This is a genomic window from Devosia salina, from assembly GCF_019504385.1.
GTDB classification, from domain to species: domain Bacteria; phylum Pseudomonadota; class Alphaproteobacteria; order Rhizobiales; family Devosiaceae; genus Devosia; species Devosia salina.
In genome coordinates this window covers 3,183,112-3,202,273 of the sequence record NZ_CP080590.1, presented here as the reverse complement: position 1 = coordinate 3,202,273, position 19,162 = coordinate 3,183,112, and the positions used below count along the sequence as shown (strand labels likewise).

The window sequence follows — 19,162 nt, the reverse complement described above, 5'->3', positions numbered from 1 at the left end:
GCATGCCGGATGCGGTGGTGTTTACATTAAGTTGTTACTGGATTGTCGTCCAACACTCGCACGTGCCCAGAAGCGCCCACCAAATGGTGAGCCCGACGTCGTGGCCTTTCCTGGCCCCGTATGGCAAGGAACTTTGCTAGCGTTGGCCAAAGATCCATCATCACTACTCCGAGAGTACCCATCCAAACACTGTGCGTAAGAAGACGTTTAATCCGGATGAGGAGGATAGGTCGCCGGATATGCCTCGGCACCCCAAGGCACTGCCTACTGGCTAAGTGGATTTTCTAGGACTTCGCTTCATTTGCGCGTGATTCCAAAGGCATGTGACTGGCGGTACCGAGGGAGTGAGCCATTCCCCGGTTTCAACCCGGTGAGAATTGGCGACGGTTTGGCGAGAGGCGCTAACCCAACAGCAAAAGCCGCGCTCCACTTTCGTGTTAAGCGCGAGTGGGGGAATCGGTTTGCATTTCCGCTCTAAGCCATTGATCTGCAATGCGTCGCTATGGCTCTGGTTTGCGGAAAGAAGTTTATAAATCAACGGCTTGCACCAGACTACGAATCTGGGGGTCAGGAGTTCGAATCTCTTCGGGCGCGCCATTATGCTATCTCGCTAGCATTCCTGGGGGCAGAGCCTCGCATGCCGGAAGTGAGCTGACGGCCAGGCCAACGACGCGCGCCAAATCAGACATTCGGCAATCCGTCACAGTTTCGCGAAAGCGGACCGTGCCGCTGATCGAATCCAGTGTCCTTTCTTGCCAAACACGCTTACGCGCGCAGTCTGGCAGCATCCTTCGATGGCGGCAGCCCGAATTGCCGGGCGTATTCGCGGCTGAATTGCGTCGGGCTATTGTAGCCGATCTCGAACGCAATGGAGGTGGCGCTGCCTTCGCCGGCGATCAATCGAGATCGCGCGTGTAGCAACCGCACCTGCTTCTGGTATTGCAGCGGGCTAAGCGCTGTTACCGCCTTGAAGTGACGATGGAATGCGGAAACACTGAGTGCTGACATTTCCGCCAGTGCTTCCACACGCAGCGGTCTTGCGAAGTTCTGTCTGATCCACTGGATGGCGATACCGATCCGGGAAAGTGCGGTGTTGGGCGTCGCTATGTCCCGCAGCATCCAACTCAATGGGCCCTGCAGAACGCGAAAGAGGATTTCGCGCTCATAGGAAGGCGCCAAGGCGGCGATCTCGTTTGGACGGTCCATCAACCGCAGCATGCGCAGCCAGGCATCGAGCAACTCGGACCCTACAGGTGCCACCGAAAAGCCGGGGGTGTAGAGCTCGCCGCCGACAGGTTTGGGAAGGTCCGCCAAAAGGTCTGCAACGATCGCCGGCTCGAGATTCAGGCTGATGGCGAGGTAGGGTTCTCCATCATCTGACGGATGCACGGAGCCGACCGCCGGCAGATCGACCGACATCACGAAATACGTCGCAGGATCGTAGCGAAGCGTGCGGTCGCCAACCGTCATCGTCTTCGACCCCGCCAGGATCAGATTGACCATGGGATCATAGACAGCGGCCAGTTGGTGTTCAGGGATCTCTCCCTGCACCATCGCGACGCGCGGTATGCCGGTTTCCGTGCGGCGGTTTTCGGCCCGTGACGCCAATTGCCGTAATTCTCGAAGCTGCATGTTCATGAAGTGGCTCGTTTCACACCGGCGCGCCCCGGGCCCAAGCGAAAAGCAGAAATAGGCAAGTTTCAGAGAGAATCGGGAGAGCGCTGCACGGGGCATGGCGGCTATCTGGTGATCCTAGATCGAAGGAGCACCAAGTGAGTATCGTCATCATAACAGGCGGGAGCCGCGGCATCGGCGCCAGCATCGCAGTCCAATGCGCAAGGCGCGGTATGGGCGTCATCCTCACCTACAACAGCAATAGGCAGGCTGCAGAAGAGGTCGTCAACACGATCGAGGCTGCCGACGGCAAGGCCGTGGCTATTGAGCTGGACGTCTGCGACAGCGCAGGTTTTCCCGCCTTTCGCGATGCGGTGGGCGCGGCCCTCGCCACGACATGGTCCGTAGAAGCTTTCGACTTTCTCGTCAATAATGCGGGATATGGCCTCTACAACCCGATTGCGACCGTGACGGAAGACGAATTCGACGGGCTGTTCCGCGTGCATCTCAAGGGGCCGTTCTTTCTCACTCAGACGCTGCTGCCGCTGATCGCCGATGGGGGGCACATCGTGAACGTGTCGAGCGCGACTAGTCGAGTGGCTACTGCGGGCGTCGCGCCCTATGCATCGTTCAAGGCCGGGCTCGAAGTGCTCACCCGCTATATGGCCAAGGAGTTCGGCGGGCGCCGCATACGTGCCAATTCGATTGCACCGGGCCCGATACGCACAGAACTGGGGGGCGGTCTCACGCAAGAGTTCGAGGCCCTACTCGCCGGACAGACGGCGCTCGACCGCATTGGGGAACCGGATGATGTCGGCGCGATGGTTGCCAGCCTGCTGTCTGACGCCAATCGCTGGGTCAACTCCCAGAATATCGAAGTTTCCGGCGGCTACAACATCTGAGTTGGCTCTCATGATCGACCAATATCTTTCGCACTGCCAGCGATCGAGGCCGTTCGACCGGTTGTCACGAGCGGTGCTCCCGACCCTCGGAATCACCGTTTGCCGCAATCTTGAAGGCAGGAAAGGCTCGGCGGGACATCCCGACCTCAATAGCCTGGTGGCAAACGGACGGCCCGGGCTGCCACAGCCTCGAATTCGTCTGCAAGGGCTGGCAGCACGGAAGGTGATGCGATGACCGATACCAGGCTGCGCCAGACGGCAGATGCGCTGATCGCGGCGACCAATGCCTACGATGCTGATGCCGCCCTGACCCTGTTTGCTGCCGACGCGGTGATCGACGACCCATCGGCCGGTCACCGTTTTGATGGCCATGCCGGCATTCGCAACTATGTCGAGCAATATTTTGTCGGCTTTCACACGGTGACCCGGCTTCTCTCGATCGAGACAATCGGCGAGGGTCGCGCGCGCATCCGTGTGGATTTCACCGGAGACTTCGGTCATGAGATCGGGCTCCTCGATATCTCGGTCAATGCCGACGGACTGATCACGCGCATCGAAGCCGATCTCGAGTAGTCTCAGAAGAAGCAGCGAGAACGTGAACATGGTCCATGCAGCCTCCGGCCATGCCAGCGGCGTAGCGGCGACACTTGCTGCTGGCATGGTTCGGATTGCCCAGATGGTGCTCAGGACCACAGGGTCTCCCCGTCGGGTGCGGCATCTGGCGACCGGTAACACTGAAAGCTTCGCAGTGGCGGGGAAGGCACAATCGCGTCGATCATTGCATTGGCGTGGTCCGCGTGGCGCCTGGTCATGCCACCTCGACCACCACCTTTCCATGCGCCCTCCCGCTGGCAACGAGGTCATGGGCTTCTCCCACAGAATCGAGGTCGAACAGCCTCTGATCGATCATCGGTTGCAGCAGGCCGCTTTCGGCCAGCCGGGTCGCCTCGCGCATGATTTCGCCATGATGTTCGCGGCCTTCGCCGGTCTGCACCGGCAGAAGCGTGAACACTCCTGAATAGGTGCCGGCCTTGAACGACAGAGGCGCCAGCGCATGCGTACCCCAGCCGAGTGCACTTACCACATGTCCGAACCGGCCGATTGCTTCGAAGGACTTGTCGAGATTGGCGCCGCCGACTGTATCGAAGACGATGTCGAAGCCATTGGCTCCCGTGTGCTCACGCACGTACTCGTCGACAATCGTGTTGCGGTAGTCGATCGGTACCGCCCCGAGGCGGCGGATGGTTTCGAACTGATCCGCATTGCCTGTTGCACAGACATCGGCCCCAAAGGCCTTTGCGATCTGGACGGCGACATGGCCAACACCGCCGGCACCGCCATGGATAAGGACCTTCTGCCCGTCCGATACACGGGCCCTGTCGACCAGTCCTTCCCAAGCCGTCGTGAAGACGAGCGGCAGCGCAGCGGCTTCTCTCATGGTGAAGCCTTTGGGCAGTCTAGCCAGCAGCCGGGCATCGACCGCCGCATATTGCGCCAGCGTACCCTGGTGCCCGCCAACGCCACCGGCCATGCCATAGACGTCATCCCCCGGGACAAAATCCGAAACGCCCTCTCCCAGCGCTTCGACGGTGCCGGCCAGATCGATCCCGAGAACGGCGGGCAAGGGCTGGCGGGCATGCGGCGCCGCCCCGGCGCGGATCTTGGTGTCGAGCGGGTTGACGCCGCTGGCCTTGATCCGGACGAGCACCTCGCCAGGACCGGGCGTCGGCCTGGCGATCTCTGTAATCCTGAAAGGCGCATTAGCGGCCTCGAGAAGGGCAGCCTGCATAACTGACTTTGTCATTTCCCAGCTCCGTTTGCTTGCGGAGCACTTCAAATGGAATTTTCATTTTCGTTTGAATAGAGATATGATTTTTTGGCTTCCATTCAAAAATGCACGGCGTAAATGGATTGGGATGATGTCCGCGTTTTTCTCTCAATTGCCCGCAACGGCACGCTCGGTGCGGCCGCGCGCGATATCGGCCAGACGCAGCCAACGCTCGGGCGGCGCCTGCGCGGTCTCGAACAGGCGGTCGGCCAGACGCTCTTTCAGCGTAGCTCGAATGGTTTCGTCCTGACCGAGGCCGGGCAGTCAGTCCTCGCGACGGCCGAGCAGATGGAAGAACAAGCCGTCGGTTTTGCCCGTATTCTTGCCGGCCAGGAAAACGGGCTAAGCGGATTGCTGCGCGTCTCGTCTTCCGATTGGTTCGGCGCACAGGTGCTGACCCCGGTCTTTTCCGACTTCTGTCGCACGCATCCGAATGTCACCATTGAATTGATCACCGACGCACGGCGGCTCGATCTCTCCCGTCGCGATGCCGATCTGGTCTTCCGCAACGTGCAGCCCGAGGAACCGGACATCGTCCAGCGCAAGCTCATCGAAATCGACTACGGCTTCTATGGCATCGACCGGTTGCCCCCACCAGAGGCCGGCGACGGTGCCGGCTGCCCGCTGGTTACGATGGACACCGGCTTTGCCGATCTGCCGGACATGGACTGGCTGCGAACTGTCCTGCCCAATGCGCATCCAGTCTATCGCAGCAACAACCGCGAGGCGCAGGCCGTGGCCTGCGCTGCTGGCGTCGGATTTGCCGTGCTGCCGCGCATTCTTGCCGAGCGCATGCCGCAATTGAAGGCAATCAATCTGGGAAGCGCGCCGCCTGGACGCACAATGTGGCTCGCCTATCATCGCGATCTGCGTCATCTGGCGCGGTTGCGCGCTCTGCTCGAACACACCATCGCCGCTCTGGTCTGAGGTCGTCTTGCCGGTGCCTGCTGCACCTCAAACGGGCGTTTCCGGTTCCGATGATGCCGAATGGCGATAGAGCGTCGCGAGTGAGGCTGCATGCGATGGATGAGACCGAACTACGATCCACAGGTCGAACGTCGCAAACGGATGGTCGGAGATCCCATAATCGATTCTCCTCCAAAAAGCTCATCCGGACCAGCCCAGCGAGCTGTCGCCGCTCAGTGCATTATTGTTCGCCGAAGCCATCGAAGCGGCGGGCTTCCCGGCCGGCGTGTTCAACCTCGTTCATGGAGCGGGTCCAGGAGTGGGTGCGGCGCTTGCCGCTCATTCTGATGTCGATATGATCTCCATCACCGGTTCGACCCGCGCCGGCATTGCGGTTGCCCAGGCCGCCGCGTTGACCGTGAAGCGTGTAGCCCAGGAACTGGGTGGCAAATCGCCCAACGTGGTTTTGCCGGATGCCGATCTCGGCCGGGCCGTGCCCCTCGGCGTTGCGGCCAGCTTCCGTAATCTGGGGCAGTCCTGCAGCGCACCAACGCGCATGATCGTGCCGCGTGCGCGGCTGGCCGAGGTCGAGGCGCTTGCCGCGAAGGCCGTGTCCGAGATCGTCGTCGGTGATCCACTGCTGGAAACGACGACGCATGGGGCCATCGCCAATCGCGCGCAGTTCGACCGTATCCAGACCATGATCGGCGATGCCCTTGTCGAAGGAGCCAAGCTCCTGGTCGGCGGGCAGGGGCGGCCGGGCGGCGTCAATGTCGGGCTCTTCGTCAAGCCGACCATCTTCACCGATGTGCGCACCGACATGCGCATCGCGCAGGACGAGGTCTTCGGGCCGGTGCTCTGCATCCTCCCCTACGACACGGTCGAGGAGGCCGTCGCCATCGCCAATGACACCGTCTACGGCCTTGGCGCCCATGTGCAGGGTCGCGACATGGATAGGGTGCGGGATGTGGCCGGACAGATCCGCTCCGGCCAGGTGCATCTGAACTATCCGGCCTGGGACCCCCATGCCCCCTTCGGCGGCTACAAGCGGTCCGGCAACGGGCGCGAATATGGGCTCGAAGGCATGCTGGAATATCTCGAGGTCAAGTCGGTGCTTGGTTACTATCAGGGCGCCTAGCGGCCCCGGCCACGTCTCGTACTTTCTGCTTATTTACGTGAGCCAGTCCGAGCGGCGCTCAGACCGCCACCCGGCTGAGGGTTCGCTCGAACGATGCGAGAAACAGGTCGACATGCTCGGCCTGGCAAACGAGCGGCGAGCGCACCTTGAGTGTGTCCTCATTGGCTCCGGCGATGCTGATGAGGACGCCATCATCGCGCATGGTGTTGACCACATCGAGGGCGTCCAGACCGGCCCGAAGGCGAGCCCCATGGCCAGCGCATTTTGCGGTGCAGACGGCGTGGACCGGCGCACCAAGCTTGGCCACATTCGAATGGATCTGGGCGTTCATCGAGTTGGTGAGGAGGACCAACAAATTTCCTTGGCCAGCCCCGGCTGCCTGGAGTTGATCAAGCCGGCATGACGCGGATCGATATTCGGCCGTGCGTCCAAAGAGCAGGGTTGGCCCTGTGAACGGGACGCTCGTGTCAGTTGATGCTTGTCAATTTGCCTGGCCGACTGTGCTGTAGCATCGGTTGTGGCCGATCCTGGCCCCACTCCACTATTCGCAAAGACGCATTTGGTCATGCTGAAAAAGGTTCCGGATGTCGCCCAGGTACTGGCCCAGGAGGACCAGCGCAGTCGGCGTCGGCGCCTTGTCGGCTGGCTCCTCTTCGCCGCTCTTGCGGCGCTCGTCGCGCTGGCGGCCTGGTGGTGGTTTGCTGGGAGTGACGGGCGCAACGACCAGCAGTTTGTCACCGAATTGGCCGGGTTGGCGGACATAAGGGTTGTCGTCGTGGCGGCCGGCTCGCTCGAACCCATCGGCACGGCGGCCGTTTCGAGCACGATTTCCGGAACCATCGAGTCGGTAAGTGTGCGTCCCAATGATCTCGTCTCCAAGGGCCAGGTTCTGGCCCGCCTGGACATGAGGGATCTGGACAGCCGTCTCGCGGCCGCGGTCGCCATGAGCAAGAGCCAGGAGGCCAATCTGCTTGTGGCCAACATCAATCTGGCTGACGCGGAGGCCGCCCTGGCGCGCACCGATACCCTCTCCTCGGGCCAGTCGGTATCGGCACGCGACCTGGAGCTGGCCGCGTCGGCGGTCAAGCGCGCCCAGGCGCAGCAGGGGGTGGCCGATGCGCAGCTGCGCGCGGCCCAGGCCGATCTGCAGGCGGCCCGAAACGACTTCGAGAAGGCCTGTATCTGCTCACCAATCGAGGGCGTCGTGCTTGAGGCCAACATCACCCCAGGCCAGGCGATCACCGGTGCCGGTGTCGGCCAATCCCTGTTCGTTATTGCGGAAGACCTCAGGCGCCTCGACCTCCAGGTCGATATCGATGAAGCAGATGTGGGTAGCGTGCGCGAGGGCGATGCGGCGACGTTCGCGGTCGAAGCCTGGCCTGGCCGCACCTTTTCCGGTGTGATCCGGGAAATCCGCTTCGCCCCGCAAGTTGTCGAGGGCGTGGTCAGCTACCGGGCCCTGCTCGATGTAGACAATTCCGAGATGCTGCTGCGCCCTGGGATGACGGCCACGGCCGACATCGTGGTCGATGAAGTGGATTCGGTCCTGAGTGTTCCCAATGCCGCCCTGCGGTTCTCGTTTGCCGGAACAGCGGACAGTGGTCTGTTCGATACCATGATGCCGACCTCGAGCATTCAAACGCCGGACGGGGCCAGCCGGACGGTCTGGATATTGCGAGATGGCAAGCCGACGGAAGCAGAGGTCACGGTCGGGTTGAGCGACGGGCAGCGAAGCCAGATCACGTCAGGCAACATCGAGCCGGGCGATGCTGTGATCGTCGGCACGGCGGTCCGCTGACATGTCTTCCCCCGGTTCTGCCCTGGTCGAACTCAGGGACCTGACAAAGGTCTATGGCAGCGGCGAGGGCGAGGTGCGGGCCCTGGACGGGCTGGACCTGATCATCCGGCGCGGAGAGCTGGTCGCGATCATGGGACCCAGCGGCTCGGGAAAATCCACGGCCATGAACATCATGGGTTATCTCGATACCCCCAGCAGCGGCACCTATCTGTTCGACGGCGTGCCGGTGCAGGCGGTCACCCGCGCGCAGCGCACCTTGTTGCGCCGCAGCTTTCTCGGCTTCGTCTTTCAGGGCTACAATCTTCTGTCGCGCAGCAATGCGCTGGAAAATGTCGAACTCCCCCTCACCTATCGCGGGGTCGGTCGGCGCATGCGCCGCGACCTGGCGCGAAAGGCCCTCGAGCGTGTCGGGCTGCAGGGGCGCGAGCACCATTTCCCGTCGCAATTGTCGGGAGGGCAGCAACAACGTGTCGCCATCGCCCGCGCCATCGTCACCAGTCCCATGCTGCTCCTGGCCGATGAACCCACCGGCAACCTCGACACCGCGACAAGCAGGGACATCATGAATTTGCTCGTCGATCTCAATCGCAGTGATGGCATCACCGTGGCCATGGTGACCCATGAACCAGACATGGCAGCCTTTTGTCAGCGTCAGATCCGCATAGTGGATGGCCAGGCGCAGGACGACGCGAGAGAGAACGCCCATGTGGATTGAATCGGTTCGGCTGGCGCTCGGCGCGATCCTTCGAAACGCCCTGCGGTCGCTCCTTACTGTCCTCGGTGTAACCATAGGCGTTGCCGCGGTCATCGCCATGGTGACCCTGGGCCAGGGAGCCACCGCGGAGGTTGGCGAAAGCGTCGCGAGCCTGGGGAGCAATCTGTTGATGGTGCGCCCCGGCCAGTTCAGCCAGACGCCTGGCGGAGGCGGCGTCGGGGTTGCCAGCCTGGATGTCGCCGATGCAGAGGCCATCGCACGGCTGGTGGACGACGTGCGGGTGGCGGCACCCACTGACAGCCGCTCCCTGACGGTGATCGCGAATAATACCGACTTTTTCACCACCGTGATCGGTACGGACAACCGCTATCTCGATGCCCGGGAATGGGGCCTGGCCGGCGGCCGTGTCTTCGACGAGGGCGAGCTGCGCGCAGGCTCCTCTGTCTGCATTGTCGGGCAGGGCGTGGTGGATGCGCTGTTCAACGGCCTCAATCCGCTGGGCGAGGCGATCCGGCTCAGAAGGATGGTATGCACCGTGGTGGGCGTTCTCGAGGAGAAAGGCGGGTCGGCCTTCGGCTCGAACGAAGATGATGTTATCATCGTCCCACTGCGCACCTTTCAACGACGCATCTCCGGCAATGCCGGCGTTACCCTCATCTATGTGGCGGCTGCAGACGAGAGCGCTCTTACCCGGGTCAAGGACGACATCACCGCCCTGATGCGCGATCGTCGAAATCTCTCGGCGAGCGAAGACAATGACTTCATGGTCATGGACATGCGGCAGGTGGCCAGCATGCTCGGCACCATCATGGGCGTTTTGACGGGCCTGCTCTCCGCAGTGGCCGGGATCAGCCTGGTAGTCGGGGGCATCGGCATCATGAATATCATGCTCGCCTCGGTCACCGAGCGGACACGGGAGATCGGTATCAGGCTGGCAATCGGGGCCCGCGAAAGCCAGGTTCTCCTGCAATTTCTGGTCGAGGCTACCCTTCTGTCCGCGATCGGGGGGCTGATCGGCATTGGCCTTGGACTAGGATTGTCCGCGCTGGGCGCCGCCTATCTGGGCGTGCCGTTCCTGCCGGATCCGCTGGTGGTGCTCCTGGCCTTCGGCTTTTCCGGCCTGGTCGGCATCGGCTTCGGCTATTTTCCGGCCCGCGGCGCTGCACGCCTTGATCCCATTGAGGCGCTGCGGCGCGAATAGGCCGAGTGTTTCAGCCTTGACCGGGCTTTGGGCGGCGCTCTTGCGCTGGAACAATTGCACCTAAGGCAAGCGTCCGACCGGCTGAACATAGGTCACCAGTTGGTGCGTTTCGAGTGCCAGCGCCTCGGCGATCTGGCCCGGGTCATTGCCGCCCACAAGACAGGTCCCAAGACCCGCTGCAGCGCAATAGAGATAGACATTCTGCGCGACAACGGCCGTGTCGACAAAGGCAGTGATACGATACTGCATCGCTGCTTCCGCATCGGGTTCGACCGAGACGTCGCCGCCGGCCGCCTCGATCAGCCGCCGTTGATCCGACACATAGATCAGGACGACAGGCGCCGTGCCCACGAAAGGCTGGGGGCTGGTCAGTGCTCGAATATCTCCGGCACGGAGGACCTCCAGAGAGCCTTCGGCCGGGTTGAACCTGCTGACGTCATCGGCGGTTGCGACATAGATGTCCACGTCCATCGCCCCACGCCAGGACGGCGCCGTCCGGCCGCCGGACTGGGGCCGGTTGACGCCGTTGGCCGCCTTGAGCAGGTCGACCAGCACGTCCGTCGCGACAGGCTGCGCGCCATAGACGCGAATGGATTGGCGTCGGGCAAGTGCCTCCCTGACCGACAATCCGGGTGTCGGGACGTCTTCGCCACGTGCGACAGCCCCTGCGAGTGCCACGCTGGCCGCAGCACCCGTCAAAAAAGTTCGCCGGGTAAATGGATGCATGCTCGCCTCCTTCGATGGAGGGCCGAGGTTCTCACCACCAGCGGGGTCACCCCTTGATGGTCGTCAAATCCTCGCGCCACGCTCGACAATGAGCCTCATACGGTGCGCGACTGGCACTTTTGATGCCCGTCAAATCGGCACGGCACCGTGCGCCCATAATCAGCGTCACTGAAGCGGAGGATTCCAAAATGCCAGGTGACAGCGACAACGATCAGGATCGCAGCAGCATCGACGCCGGCTTTTCGCCCGGGCGGCGCCAGTTCCTCAAGATCTCGGCGCTGGCCGGCGCGGCGGCGACCATTTCCAGCAGTGTGGCTTACGGGGCCGGGGAAAGCGGATTCTGGGCCAAGGACCTCGAGGACGAACAATTGGTCGACATGTATCGGCGCATCCTGCGCATCCGCTGGCATGAGCGGACCATGGCCGACAAGATGATGACCGATCCCACCTATCGCGGCTACAACCATTTCTATGCCGGCCAGGAAGCCGTGGCCGTGGGCGTGTGCTCGGCGCTGCGCAATGCGGGCAGTTTCGACCAGATCGATCTGATCTATTCCACGCATCGCCCGACAGGACATGCCATCGCCAAGGGTGTCGACCTCAAGCGCATGTGCGCCGAGAACGACTTCCGCGCCACCGGCCTCAATAGCGGCTATGCCGCCGAGATGCATATCGCCGACCCGAGCGTTGGCTTTATGGGGGCGGACGGCATGATCGGCCCGGGTCCAGTTATTGCGGTTGGCTCGGCCTTTGCGATCAAGGCGCGCGACAGCGATCAGGTGGTCGTCAACTTCGGTGGCGACGGGACCTATGCAACGCCGCATTTTCATTCGGCACTGAACAACGCCACGTTGCTCAAGCTGCCATTCATCTACGTGGTGGAAAACAATCTCTACCACCAGTACGCCCATTATTCCTTCTCGGTGCCGATGAAGGATATCGCCACGGCGGCCGAGCCCTATGGCATTCCCGGCGTGGTGGTGGACGGCCAGGACGTCATGCAGGTCTACAACGCCGCGAAGATTGCGGTGGACCGCGCCCGGGCAGGCGAGGGCCCGACCCTGATCGAGGCCAAGACCTATCGCTACTACAACCACTGGGGTGCACCAGGCGCGACGCCCGGTGAGCTGGGCGCCTTCGGTTATGATCCGCTGGCCATCTCCTCGTTCCGGCCTGAACGCGAACTGCGGGCCTGGATGCAACGCGACCCTGTCGACATCTCGCGCAAGATACTCATCGACTGGGGCCTGCTCGACGATGCCAAGGCCGATGCCATCGAGACCGAAGTGAAGGCCGAAGTCACCGAGGCGTTCGCATGGGCTGCCGAGCAGCCGCTCTGCAAGCCCGAGGACGGCCTCAAGCACGTCTTCGCCGAGGGCGTGGTGGAAGCCCGCCAATTGGCCTGATCAGAGGACAAGGAGCAGAAAAATGGCAGAGAAAAGCTGGATGTATGCGGTCCTCGAGGCCGTTCAATATGAGATGCGCCAGGACCCCAATATGGTCTGGATTTATGAGCTGACCGCCCCGGTCGCTTCCAATCCGGGCATGCCGGTCATCAATCTCGAAACCGAGTTCACCCGCAAGCGCGTGGTCAATACCGGCATTGACGAGATCGGGATGGCGGCGGCCACGCTCGGGGCTGGTCTGGCCGGGTCGAGGGCGGCCACCTACATCCCCTATCAGGGCGCCGTCATGCCCTTCCAGATCATCCAGAACCATGCCGGCAAGCTGCGTCACATGACTGGCGGCGTTGCCTCCATGCCGGTCGTGTTCATCATGGAGATGACCGGGCAGACGCCCGGTTTCGCCGGCCAGCACTCGGACTACGAGATCGACTCCTACTATATGCACATCCCCGGGGTTAAGACGGTCGTCCCCTCGACGCCCTATGACGCCAAGGGAATGATGGTTTCGGCCCTGCGCGATCCCGACCCGGTGATTTACCTCTATCCGGCAGGCCTGCGGGAACTGGTCGAGGAGGTGCCTGACGATCAATATGAAGTGCCCCTGGACAAGGCGGTCGTCCGTAGCGAAGGCAGCGACATCACCATTGTCGGCTCCGGCGCCGGCATGCCGGAAGTGCTCAAGGCCGCCGAGGCGCTCAAAGCCGAAGGGATGAGCGTGGAAGTGGTCGACCTGCGCTCGCTCAAGCCGATGGATACCGAAACGCTGGTGACCTCGGTGGGCAAGACCAAACGACTGCTCGCTGTCGACCAGACCTATTACACGCTCGGGCCGGCAGCCGAAGTGGTGGCGCGCGTCGCCGAGAATGTGGACGGCGCGCGCTTCAAGCGGATCGCCTTCCCGGACGCGCCGCCGCCCGCCTCGCCGGAGATGTTCCTTTGGATGCGGGTCAATGCCGACCACATTGCCAATGCAGCCCGCAAGCTCGTCGGCTAGCGATCGGGGAGAGACGCGTCATGAACTATCAAGACAGGCCGCAGGACCATCTGTCCAGGACCGAAGAAGCCCAGTGCCCGCAATGCGGCAGCGTTGCGGTTGGCCTCACCAGCGTTCGTTCCGCTCTCTGGCAGGGCGAACGCCTGGTCATCATTGAGGGTCTCCCGGCCCTGGAGTGCCGCACCTGCCGCGAGCAGTTCTACGATGATGTCACGGCGACGATGTTGGACCTGTTGCGGGGCGCCGGGTTCCCGGAGGAGCGAGCCGACCGCTTTCTCAAGGTGCCGGTGTTTGATTATACGCAGCTGCTCAAGCGGGCGGATCCAGCAGAACCGGAGCCGCCGCGATGAGCAAGGCCTACCGCTCCCCGCTCGTTGCCATGCTGGCCCTGCTTCTGGCCGGGCCGGTTCTGGCGCAGGCCGGCTTCGAGTTCATGCCCGATGGCGGGAGAGGATTGTTGCGGCAATTGTTTGCCGGAAACCCCGCCGAGCTGGTGAAGCTGTCCGCGGAGGGTCACGACCAGGCAAGCTGGGAGACCATTCTTGGGCAGGATACCGACCTCAGCGAAACCGAGAGGGTCACACTGGCCGGATATCTCAGCGTCAACTTTCCCTTCGCAGGGGATCTGGACGCTCTCGCAAGCGCTGAGGACCCGGTGTCGCTATTACCCGCCGATGGCAAGGAACTGGCTGTGGCGAACTGCCAGTACTGTCATTCCATTTTCTCTGGCTACCTGATGCACGACCGGGACCTACAGGGCTGGCGCAACGTATTCCTGTCGCCCTTCCATCGCGAAATCAAGATGGACGAGAAAGAGCGGGAGACCTTCTCTCTCTACTCGGCAGCCAACATGCCGATGAAATACGAGGATGTGCCGCCCGAATTGCGCTTCTGACGACGCACACCAAGGAGGTTCGAATGAGGCCGAGTTTGACTGCAGCGCTTGCCTTGGGCATCGTCTTCGGATTGACGTCGCTTTCGCTGTCGCAGAACGACGATGTCTTCTCGTTCATTCCGGACGGCGGCAGGACGTTGCTCTCGGGTCTGGTCGAGGCCGGCCTGCCCGATATCGCCCTCAACGAGATCACCACCGGGGAAAAGAGCAGCCAGGAATGGCTGGCCTTCCTCGATGAATCGATGGCCAGTGTTCCCGCCGTGGCGGCGCTGGACGACTACCAACGACAAACGCTGGCGGACTATCTGTTCTATAACGCACCGATCGGAACCGAAATGACCGCCGAGGCCTTGCCCATGGACGGGCGTGACATGACGTTGCGCTACTGCCAGTCATGTCACATCGTGACTGTGGTGATCACCCAGTCGCGGGCAAGGGAGGCCTGGCTAGGCACGATGAACAAGCCCAGCCACGTCGAAATTGACCTCACCCCGGAGCAGCGGGAGGCGCTGGCCGACTATCTGGTGGTCAATGCCGGCATTCCGATCGAAGAGGTGCCCCCCGAATTGCGAGCGGGCGGTGCGTCCTATTGATCAGGCCGGGCGGGCAAGGCGATGCTGTTCAATTCGCTGACGTTCGCTCTGTTCCTGCCTGTGGTTCTGGCCGGGGCCGCTGCACTTCTTCCTGGGTGGCGGTGGCTATGGCTGCTTGCCGCCTCCCTTGTGTTCTATGGCTGGGGACAGCCGGGCAATCTAGTGTTCCTTGGCGGAGCAACTGTCTGGGCCTATCTGTTTGGCCTGGCGCTGGGACACAGCCGTAGCGCCCACGTGCGCGGATGGCTGCTCGCGAGCGCCCTGATGGGCCTGATCGGTTCACTGGCGGCCTTCAAGTTCCACGACTTCATTAGGGCCGAACTGCCCGAGCACTGGGTCAGCGCCTGGCCCACACTCGGGATCGCGGCTCCCGCAGGCTATTCGTTCTACACCTTCGCTGCCGCAGCATATCTGATCGATGTCTATCGCCGGGTGCTGCAGGCGGAGCGGAATGCGGGACAATTCGGGCTCTTCATGGCCTGGTTTCCCAAGGTGCTGGTAGGGCCCATAGCCCGCGCCAAACCCTTTCTGGACCAGACCAGGAACGCTTTGCGCGCTGACCCGGCCAAGATGGTCGGTGCGCTGCAGCTCGTGTTCTGGGGCCTGTTCAAGAAGGTCGTTATTGCAGACAATTTGGCGCCCGTCGTCGACAATGCCTTTGCGATCGCCCCATATGCGGCGCCGCTTGAGCTGCTGATTGCGGTCTATTTTTTTGCCTTCCAGATCTATTGCGATTTTTCAGGCATCGCCGACATGGCGATCGGCATCTCTCGCCTGTTCGGCATCGAGCTGCCCGTCAATTTCCGTCGCCCCTATCTCTCGCGCTCGGTCTCCGAATTCTGGTCGCAGCGCTGGCATATCACGTTGGGGCGCTGGTTCCGCGACTATCTCTATATACCGTTGGGCGGCAGCCGGGCTGGCGTCGGCCGGACTTACATCAACGTCATGGTGGTCTTCCTGATCAGCGGGCTCTGGCATGCCGGGCTTGGCTATGGGCTGGGGTGGAGTTTCCTGATCTGGGGACTGCTGAACGGTCTCTATCAATGGGGGCAGATGGGATTGTCGACCCTGGCCGCAAAGCTGGCCGGCCCCAGGCTGGTCCCGAACTGGGTGAGCGACCTGTTCTCCATGCTTCTGACCTTTCATCTCATCCTGGTATCCTGGGTGTTCTTTCGCGCCACCTCCGTGGGGGAGGCCGTGCTGGTTCTGCAGCGCATCGCGGTCGCTATCCCGGACCTGCCTTCGGTGATCCGCCACTACCCCTTTTCGGGCGACCATGTGCTCGGCGTCACCCTCATCGCCATCCTGATGGGCGTGGAAACACTCGATGAGAAGCGGCCGCTCGCCCACCGCCTCATCGCCTGGCCCCGGCCCTGGCGCTGGGGGCTCTACTATTGTGTCCTGGGCGCCATCGTGGTGGTCGGTAGCTGGCAGGGCGCCCGCTTCATCTACATGCAGTTCTAGCGATGGAAAGCATGGACGAAGCCATTGCCATCCCGCCGCCCCGAGGCCGCACCATCCTGCAATTCCTGATGATCGGACTGGGACTCTATCTCGCGCTCTGCGCGCTCGCGGAGGTCCTTGTCTATCGCAACGGGCACGACAATCCCTTCTTCAAGATCGCGACCGCAGACAGGACGCACTATGACTGGCTGATCCTGGGGGCGTCGCATGCCATGCCCCTTGCCTTCGATGATGCAGAGGCCAAAATTGAAATGGCCGCTGGAGTGAGCATTCTCAACCTTGCCCTGCAGGGCGTTGGACCGCTCTATAATGACGTCGTGCTGGAGCGATTTGCCCGCGACCACTCGGCCTCCGGGCTTGTCTATGTGGTCGATTCCTTTGCCTTCAGGAGCGCGCAATGGAACGAGGGCCGCCTGGCCGATGCGGAACTTCTGGCACGCACGCCGTTCGATCCGGGCGTTGCGCGCAGGTTGCTTGCCGAGAGCATCAAGGGCGAGCTGCCACCGGAGACGCCGCTGGCCTATGTCACCGGCTTTCCCAAGATCAACAATCGGGGCCGCTTCTCCATCGACTTGTGGGAATCCGCCAGCCTGTTCGACCGCCGCTATCGGCCATCGCAAACGGCCGCCGCGGATCGCATCGCCTATCTTTATCCCCAAGGCGCTGGGGAACCGGCGGTGCTGGAGCACTATCTAGATGTGTTCACCGGCCTGATCGAGCGGGCGGAGAGTGCCGGCATGAGGGTGCTCGTGGTCAAACTGCCCCTGCCGCGGACCTTTTCGGATCGAATTCCAGGAGAGGTCGATTTCGATGCGGCACTTGAGGACCGGCTCGCCGCTCGCGGGCTGAGGCTGTTGGACTTCTCCGGCCAGTTGCAGGATGCTCGTTTCTACTTCGACAGCGATCATCTCGGCCGCCAAGGCGTGGAGGCCTTCGCCGCCGAGACGCTGGTGCCACTGCTTCGCCTCGCGGATGACGTCACGTCCGGCGCCGGACAAGCCAGTGAATGAAACCAAAATTTGCGTCTCACCCGTGCGAGGTGTTGGCTATTGTCCTTGCCGGATCGGGTGACCACCGGCCGTCAGTTTCGGCCCGCCCAAGCCTCAGGGTGGGTACGGCGGCGGCTCGGTCACCACTGCGTTGAGTAAGGCTGGGCCGGTGTCTTCATCCGCCAGCAGAGCGGTGGTCGTGCACCGCTGCGCATTATTGCGGCGATCCTTGTCTTGGCCGGACGCTTTGACTTGACGCCAGTCCCGCGCGAGCGTATCCAGACTGCCGGCTCCAGACGCCGGCCGCCCGCAGACGCAAGTCCTGGTGAAGTTCTGGTCTTTCCGCATCCCGATCGTGGCAATCCCGCGTGTTCGGTGCGATGGCAGTGTGGGCCCCATCTCCAAAAATCCGATACGCGTCGATCAGGAGATGACGGTATGAATACGACCATTCCAGACAGCTAGCCTCATTGTTTGCCGGCGCTTTCCACCTGCGCCGCATGCTTTCACGTTTTCCAGAACTCGAAAGACGTCCGGGCCGCCCTGCGCGCCGGGACGCGAAGGACTATGTCATGTCGATTTCAATGACTTCCAATCGATTTACCACCGGACCCATCGGCCGGGTCTTTGCCATGACCGCGATTCCCATCGTGGTGGTCATGGCGACCAACGGTCTGCTCACCGTCACCGATGCCATCTTTCTGGGTCTCTATGTCGGCCCGGAAGCGCTAGGGGCGGTCACGGTCATCTTTCCCCTGGTCATGCTGCTGATGGCGCTGGGGACCATGGTCTCGTCGGGCATGGCCAGCATTCTGGCCCGGCGGCTGGGGGCGGGCGACCAGGAGGGTGCCCGCGCCATCTTTGCCGGGGCGCATGGGCTGGGCCTGCTCATCTGCGGGGCGGCCATCGCGATCTTTCTCCTCCTCGGGCAGGACATGGTGGCCCTTGCTGCCAATGGACGTGCCGACCTCGCCGAAATGGCCCATGTCTATCTGCTGATCACGGTGGTCTGTGCGCCGGTGGCCATGCTGTTGGGGTTGAACTCCGATGCGTTGCGCGTCGAAGGCAGGATCGGGTTGATGGCGGGGCTGAGCCTTGGCGTGTCGCTGGGCAATATCGGGCTCAACTTCGTCTTTATCGGCCTGCTTGGGCTGGGCGTCGCCGGATCGGCCCTGGGGACCGTGGTGGCACAGGCTGTTGCGCTGATGGTCGTTCTCGGGCTCCGGCTCAGGGATAAGGGGCCGCTGGGGCTGCAGCAGTTCGCGTTTGGGCAACTCGGCTTCGGGTGGGCGCGATGTCTGTCGCTCGGTGCGCCGCAAAGCCTGGCTTTTGTGGGCCTGTCGTTGATCACCGGGCTGGTGATCGTGATGATCCAGACCCATGGGGCAGGCGCCTATGATGCGACCGTGGCGGCCTATGGTGCGGTCAATCGCATCCTGTCGCTGTCATTCCTGGTCTTGATGGGACTTGGGCAGGCTTTGCAGGCCATCGTGGGAAACAATATTGGGGCAGGGCGGCCCGACCGCTCGGACGCGGCGCTGCGCCTGGCGCTGATCGTGGCCTTCGCCTTCGGCCTTGCCGTGCAGTCGGCGGCCTGGATATTCCGCGACGAATGGGGTGCGCTCTTCACCGATGACCCGGAGGTGGTAGCGATCGTGGCCCGCATCCTGCCGCTGATGACGGCTGCCTACTGTCTGACAGGGCCGCAGGTGATGCTGGTCAACTACTTCCAGGCGATTGGCGACGCCAGGCGAACGGCACTGCTGGGACTCGGACGCACCTATCTGCTGGTCCTGCCATCGACAGCGCTGCTTCCCATGGTGCTGGGGGAGACGGGAATCTGGCTCGCCAGCCCTGTGGCAGAAATTCTCCTGCTGGGCCTGCTCGCTCTGGTCCTCGCGCAGTCCGCAAGAAGCCAGAACCGGCGTCTCGGGCTGTTCATGGGCTAGGCTGTCCAAAGGGTCTCTGAGAGACTTTTCCCCGCGCCGTGGCT

18 protein-coding genes and 1 pseudogene are annotated in these 19,162 nt (G+C 62.5%); 15 read left to right on the top strand and 4 right to left on the bottom strand.

Annotated features, from left to right (window positions below; translation table 11 throughout):
• Positions 1-765 precede the first annotated feature (765 nt).
• Positions 766-1,638, bottom strand: coding sequence for an AraC family transcriptional regulator (locus K1X15_RS15675; protein WP_220304538.1), 873 nt, complete (start codon positions 1,636-1,638; stop codon positions 766-768).
• Between the two features lie 134 nt (positions 1,639-1,772).
• Here K1X15_RS15675 and K1X15_RS15670 point away from each other — a divergent pair, with 134 nt between their 5' ends.
• The gene (locus K1X15_RS15670; protein ID WP_220304537.1) at positions 1,773-2,516 is read left to right on the top strand and encodes an SDR family NAD(P)-dependent oxidoreductase; all 744 of its coding nucleotides are present in this window, start codon (positions 1,773-1,775) and stop codon (positions 2,514-2,516) included.
• Between the two features lie 231 nt (positions 2,517-2,747).
• Entirely contained in the window at positions 2,748-3,089 is a 342-nt protein-coding gene (locus tag K1X15_RS15665; protein ID WP_220304536.1) for a nuclear transport factor 2 family protein, read from the top strand.
• A gap of 235 nt (positions 3,090-3,324) precedes the next feature.
• Here the strand turns inward: K1X15_RS15665 and K1X15_RS15660 are convergent, their stop codons facing one another.
• Positions 3,325-4,320 (bottom strand): zinc-dependent alcohol dehydrogenase family protein, encoded by a 996-nt coding sequence (locus K1X15_RS15660; RefSeq protein WP_220304535.1) that lies wholly within the window; start codon positions 4,318-4,320, stop codon positions 3,325-3,327.
• A 102-nt stretch (positions 4,321-4,422) separates the two neighbouring features.
• Between K1X15_RS15660 and K1X15_RS15655 the strand changes: the two genes are divergently transcribed.
• Together K1X15_RS15655 and K1X15_RS15650 are read left to right on the top strand one after the other, a co-directional pair.
• Positions 4,423-5,271 carry a LysR family transcriptional regulator gene (locus tag K1X15_RS15655; protein ID WP_220304534.1) on the top strand — a complete coding sequence of 283 codons (849 nt, stop codon included), beginning with the start codon at positions 4,423-4,425 and terminating at the stop codon, positions 5,269-5,271.
• Positions 5,272-5,461: 190 nt separating this feature from the next.
• Positions 5,462-6,388: pseudogene (locus K1X15_RS15650) on the top strand (aldehyde dehydrogenase family protein); the annotation flags it as partial.
• Between the two features lie 58 nt (positions 6,389-6,446).
• Here K1X15_RS15650 and K1X15_RS21655 read toward each other — a convergent pair.
• Complete coding sequence (locus K1X15_RS21655) at positions 6,447-6,740, bottom strand: hypothetical protein (protein WP_420828342.1); 294 nt, start codon at positions 6,738-6,740, stop codon at positions 6,447-6,449.
• Positions 6,741-6,953: 213 nt separating this feature from the next.
• On the opposite strand from K1X15_RS21655, the gene K1X15_RS15635 reads away from it, so the two are divergent.
• Genes K1X15_RS15635 through K1X15_RS15625 form a run of 3 tightly spaced genes read left to right on the top strand, consistent with a single transcriptional unit; the run spans position 6,954 to position 10,102 of the window.
• Positions 6,954-8,186, top strand: a complete 1,233-nt coding sequence (locus K1X15_RS15635; protein ID WP_220304533.1) for an efflux RND transporter periplasmic adaptor subunit — start codon at positions 6,954-6,956, stop codon at positions 8,184-8,186.
• Between the two features lies 1 nt (position 8,187).
• Complete coding sequence (locus K1X15_RS15630) at positions 8,188-8,901, top strand: ABC transporter ATP-binding protein (protein ID WP_220304532.1); 714 nt, start codon at positions 8,188-8,190, stop codon at positions 8,899-8,901.
• Positions 8,891-10,102, top strand: coding sequence for an ABC transporter permease (locus tag K1X15_RS15625; RefSeq protein ID WP_220304531.1), 1,212 nt, complete (start codon positions 8,891-8,893; stop codon positions 10,100-10,102). Before K1X15_RS15630 ends, K1X15_RS15625 begins: the two co-directional genes overlap by 11 nt.
• Positions 10,103-10,162: 60 nt before the next feature.
• On the opposite strand, the gene K1X15_RS15620 is transcribed toward K1X15_RS15625, so the two are convergent.
• On the bottom strand, positions 10,163-10,828 hold the full coding sequence (locus K1X15_RS15620) for a SagB/ThcOx family dehydrogenase (RefSeq protein ID WP_220304530.1): 666 nt from the start codon (positions 10,826-10,828) through the stop codon (positions 10,163-10,165).
• Positions 10,829-11,016: 188 nt separating this feature from the next.
• Between K1X15_RS15620 and K1X15_RS15615 the strand changes: the two genes are divergently transcribed.
• The 8 genes from K1X15_RS15615 (at position 11,017) to K1X15_RS15580 (ending at position 19,118) form a co-directional block, all read left to right on the top strand.
• Positions 11,017-12,234 carry a thiamine pyrophosphate-dependent dehydrogenase E1 component subunit alpha gene (locus K1X15_RS15615; RefSeq protein WP_240549518.1) on the top strand — a complete coding sequence of 406 codons (1,218 nt, stop codon included), beginning with the start codon at positions 11,017-11,019 and terminating at the stop codon, positions 12,232-12,234.
• Positions 12,235-12,256: 22 nt separating this feature from the next.
• Positions 12,257-13,228, top strand: coding sequence for an alpha-ketoacid dehydrogenase subunit beta (locus K1X15_RS15610; protein WP_220304529.1), 972 nt, complete (start codon positions 12,257-12,259; stop codon positions 13,226-13,228).
• A gap of 20 nt (positions 13,229-13,248) precedes the next feature.
• Complete coding sequence (locus tag K1X15_RS15605; protein ID WP_220304528.1) at positions 13,249-13,578, top strand: YgiT-type zinc finger protein; 330 nt, start codon at positions 13,249-13,251, stop codon at positions 13,576-13,578.
• Positions 13,575-14,123, top strand: coding sequence for a hypothetical protein (locus K1X15_RS15600; RefSeq protein ID WP_220304527.1), 549 nt, complete (start codon positions 13,575-13,577; stop codon positions 14,121-14,123). The genes K1X15_RS15605 and K1X15_RS15600 overlap by 4 nt, the downstream gene beginning before the upstream one ends.
• A 23-nt stretch (positions 14,124-14,146) precedes the next feature.
• Positions 14,147-14,716 carry a hypothetical protein gene (locus K1X15_RS15595; RefSeq protein ID WP_220304526.1) on the top strand — a complete coding sequence of 190 codons (570 nt, stop codon included), beginning with the start codon at positions 14,147-14,149 and terminating at the stop codon, positions 14,714-14,716.
• Between the two features lie 21 nt (positions 14,717-14,737).
• A complete protein-coding gene (locus K1X15_RS15590) occupies positions 14,738-16,180 on the top strand; it encodes an MBOAT family O-acyltransferase (RefSeq protein ID WP_220304525.1) in 1,443 nt (480 codons plus the stop codon).
• Positions 16,181-16,191: 11 nt separating this feature from the next.
• Positions 16,192-17,190, top strand: coding sequence for a hypothetical protein (locus tag K1X15_RS15585; protein ID WP_220304524.1), 999 nt, complete (start codon positions 16,192-16,194; stop codon positions 17,188-17,190).
• A 551-nt stretch (positions 17,191-17,741) separates the two neighbouring features.
• Positions 17,742-19,118, top strand: coding sequence for an MATE family efflux transporter (locus K1X15_RS15580; RefSeq protein ID WP_240549517.1), 1,377 nt, complete (start codon positions 17,742-17,744; stop codon positions 19,116-19,118).
• The last annotated feature ends 44 nt before the right edge of the window (positions 19,119-19,162 follow it).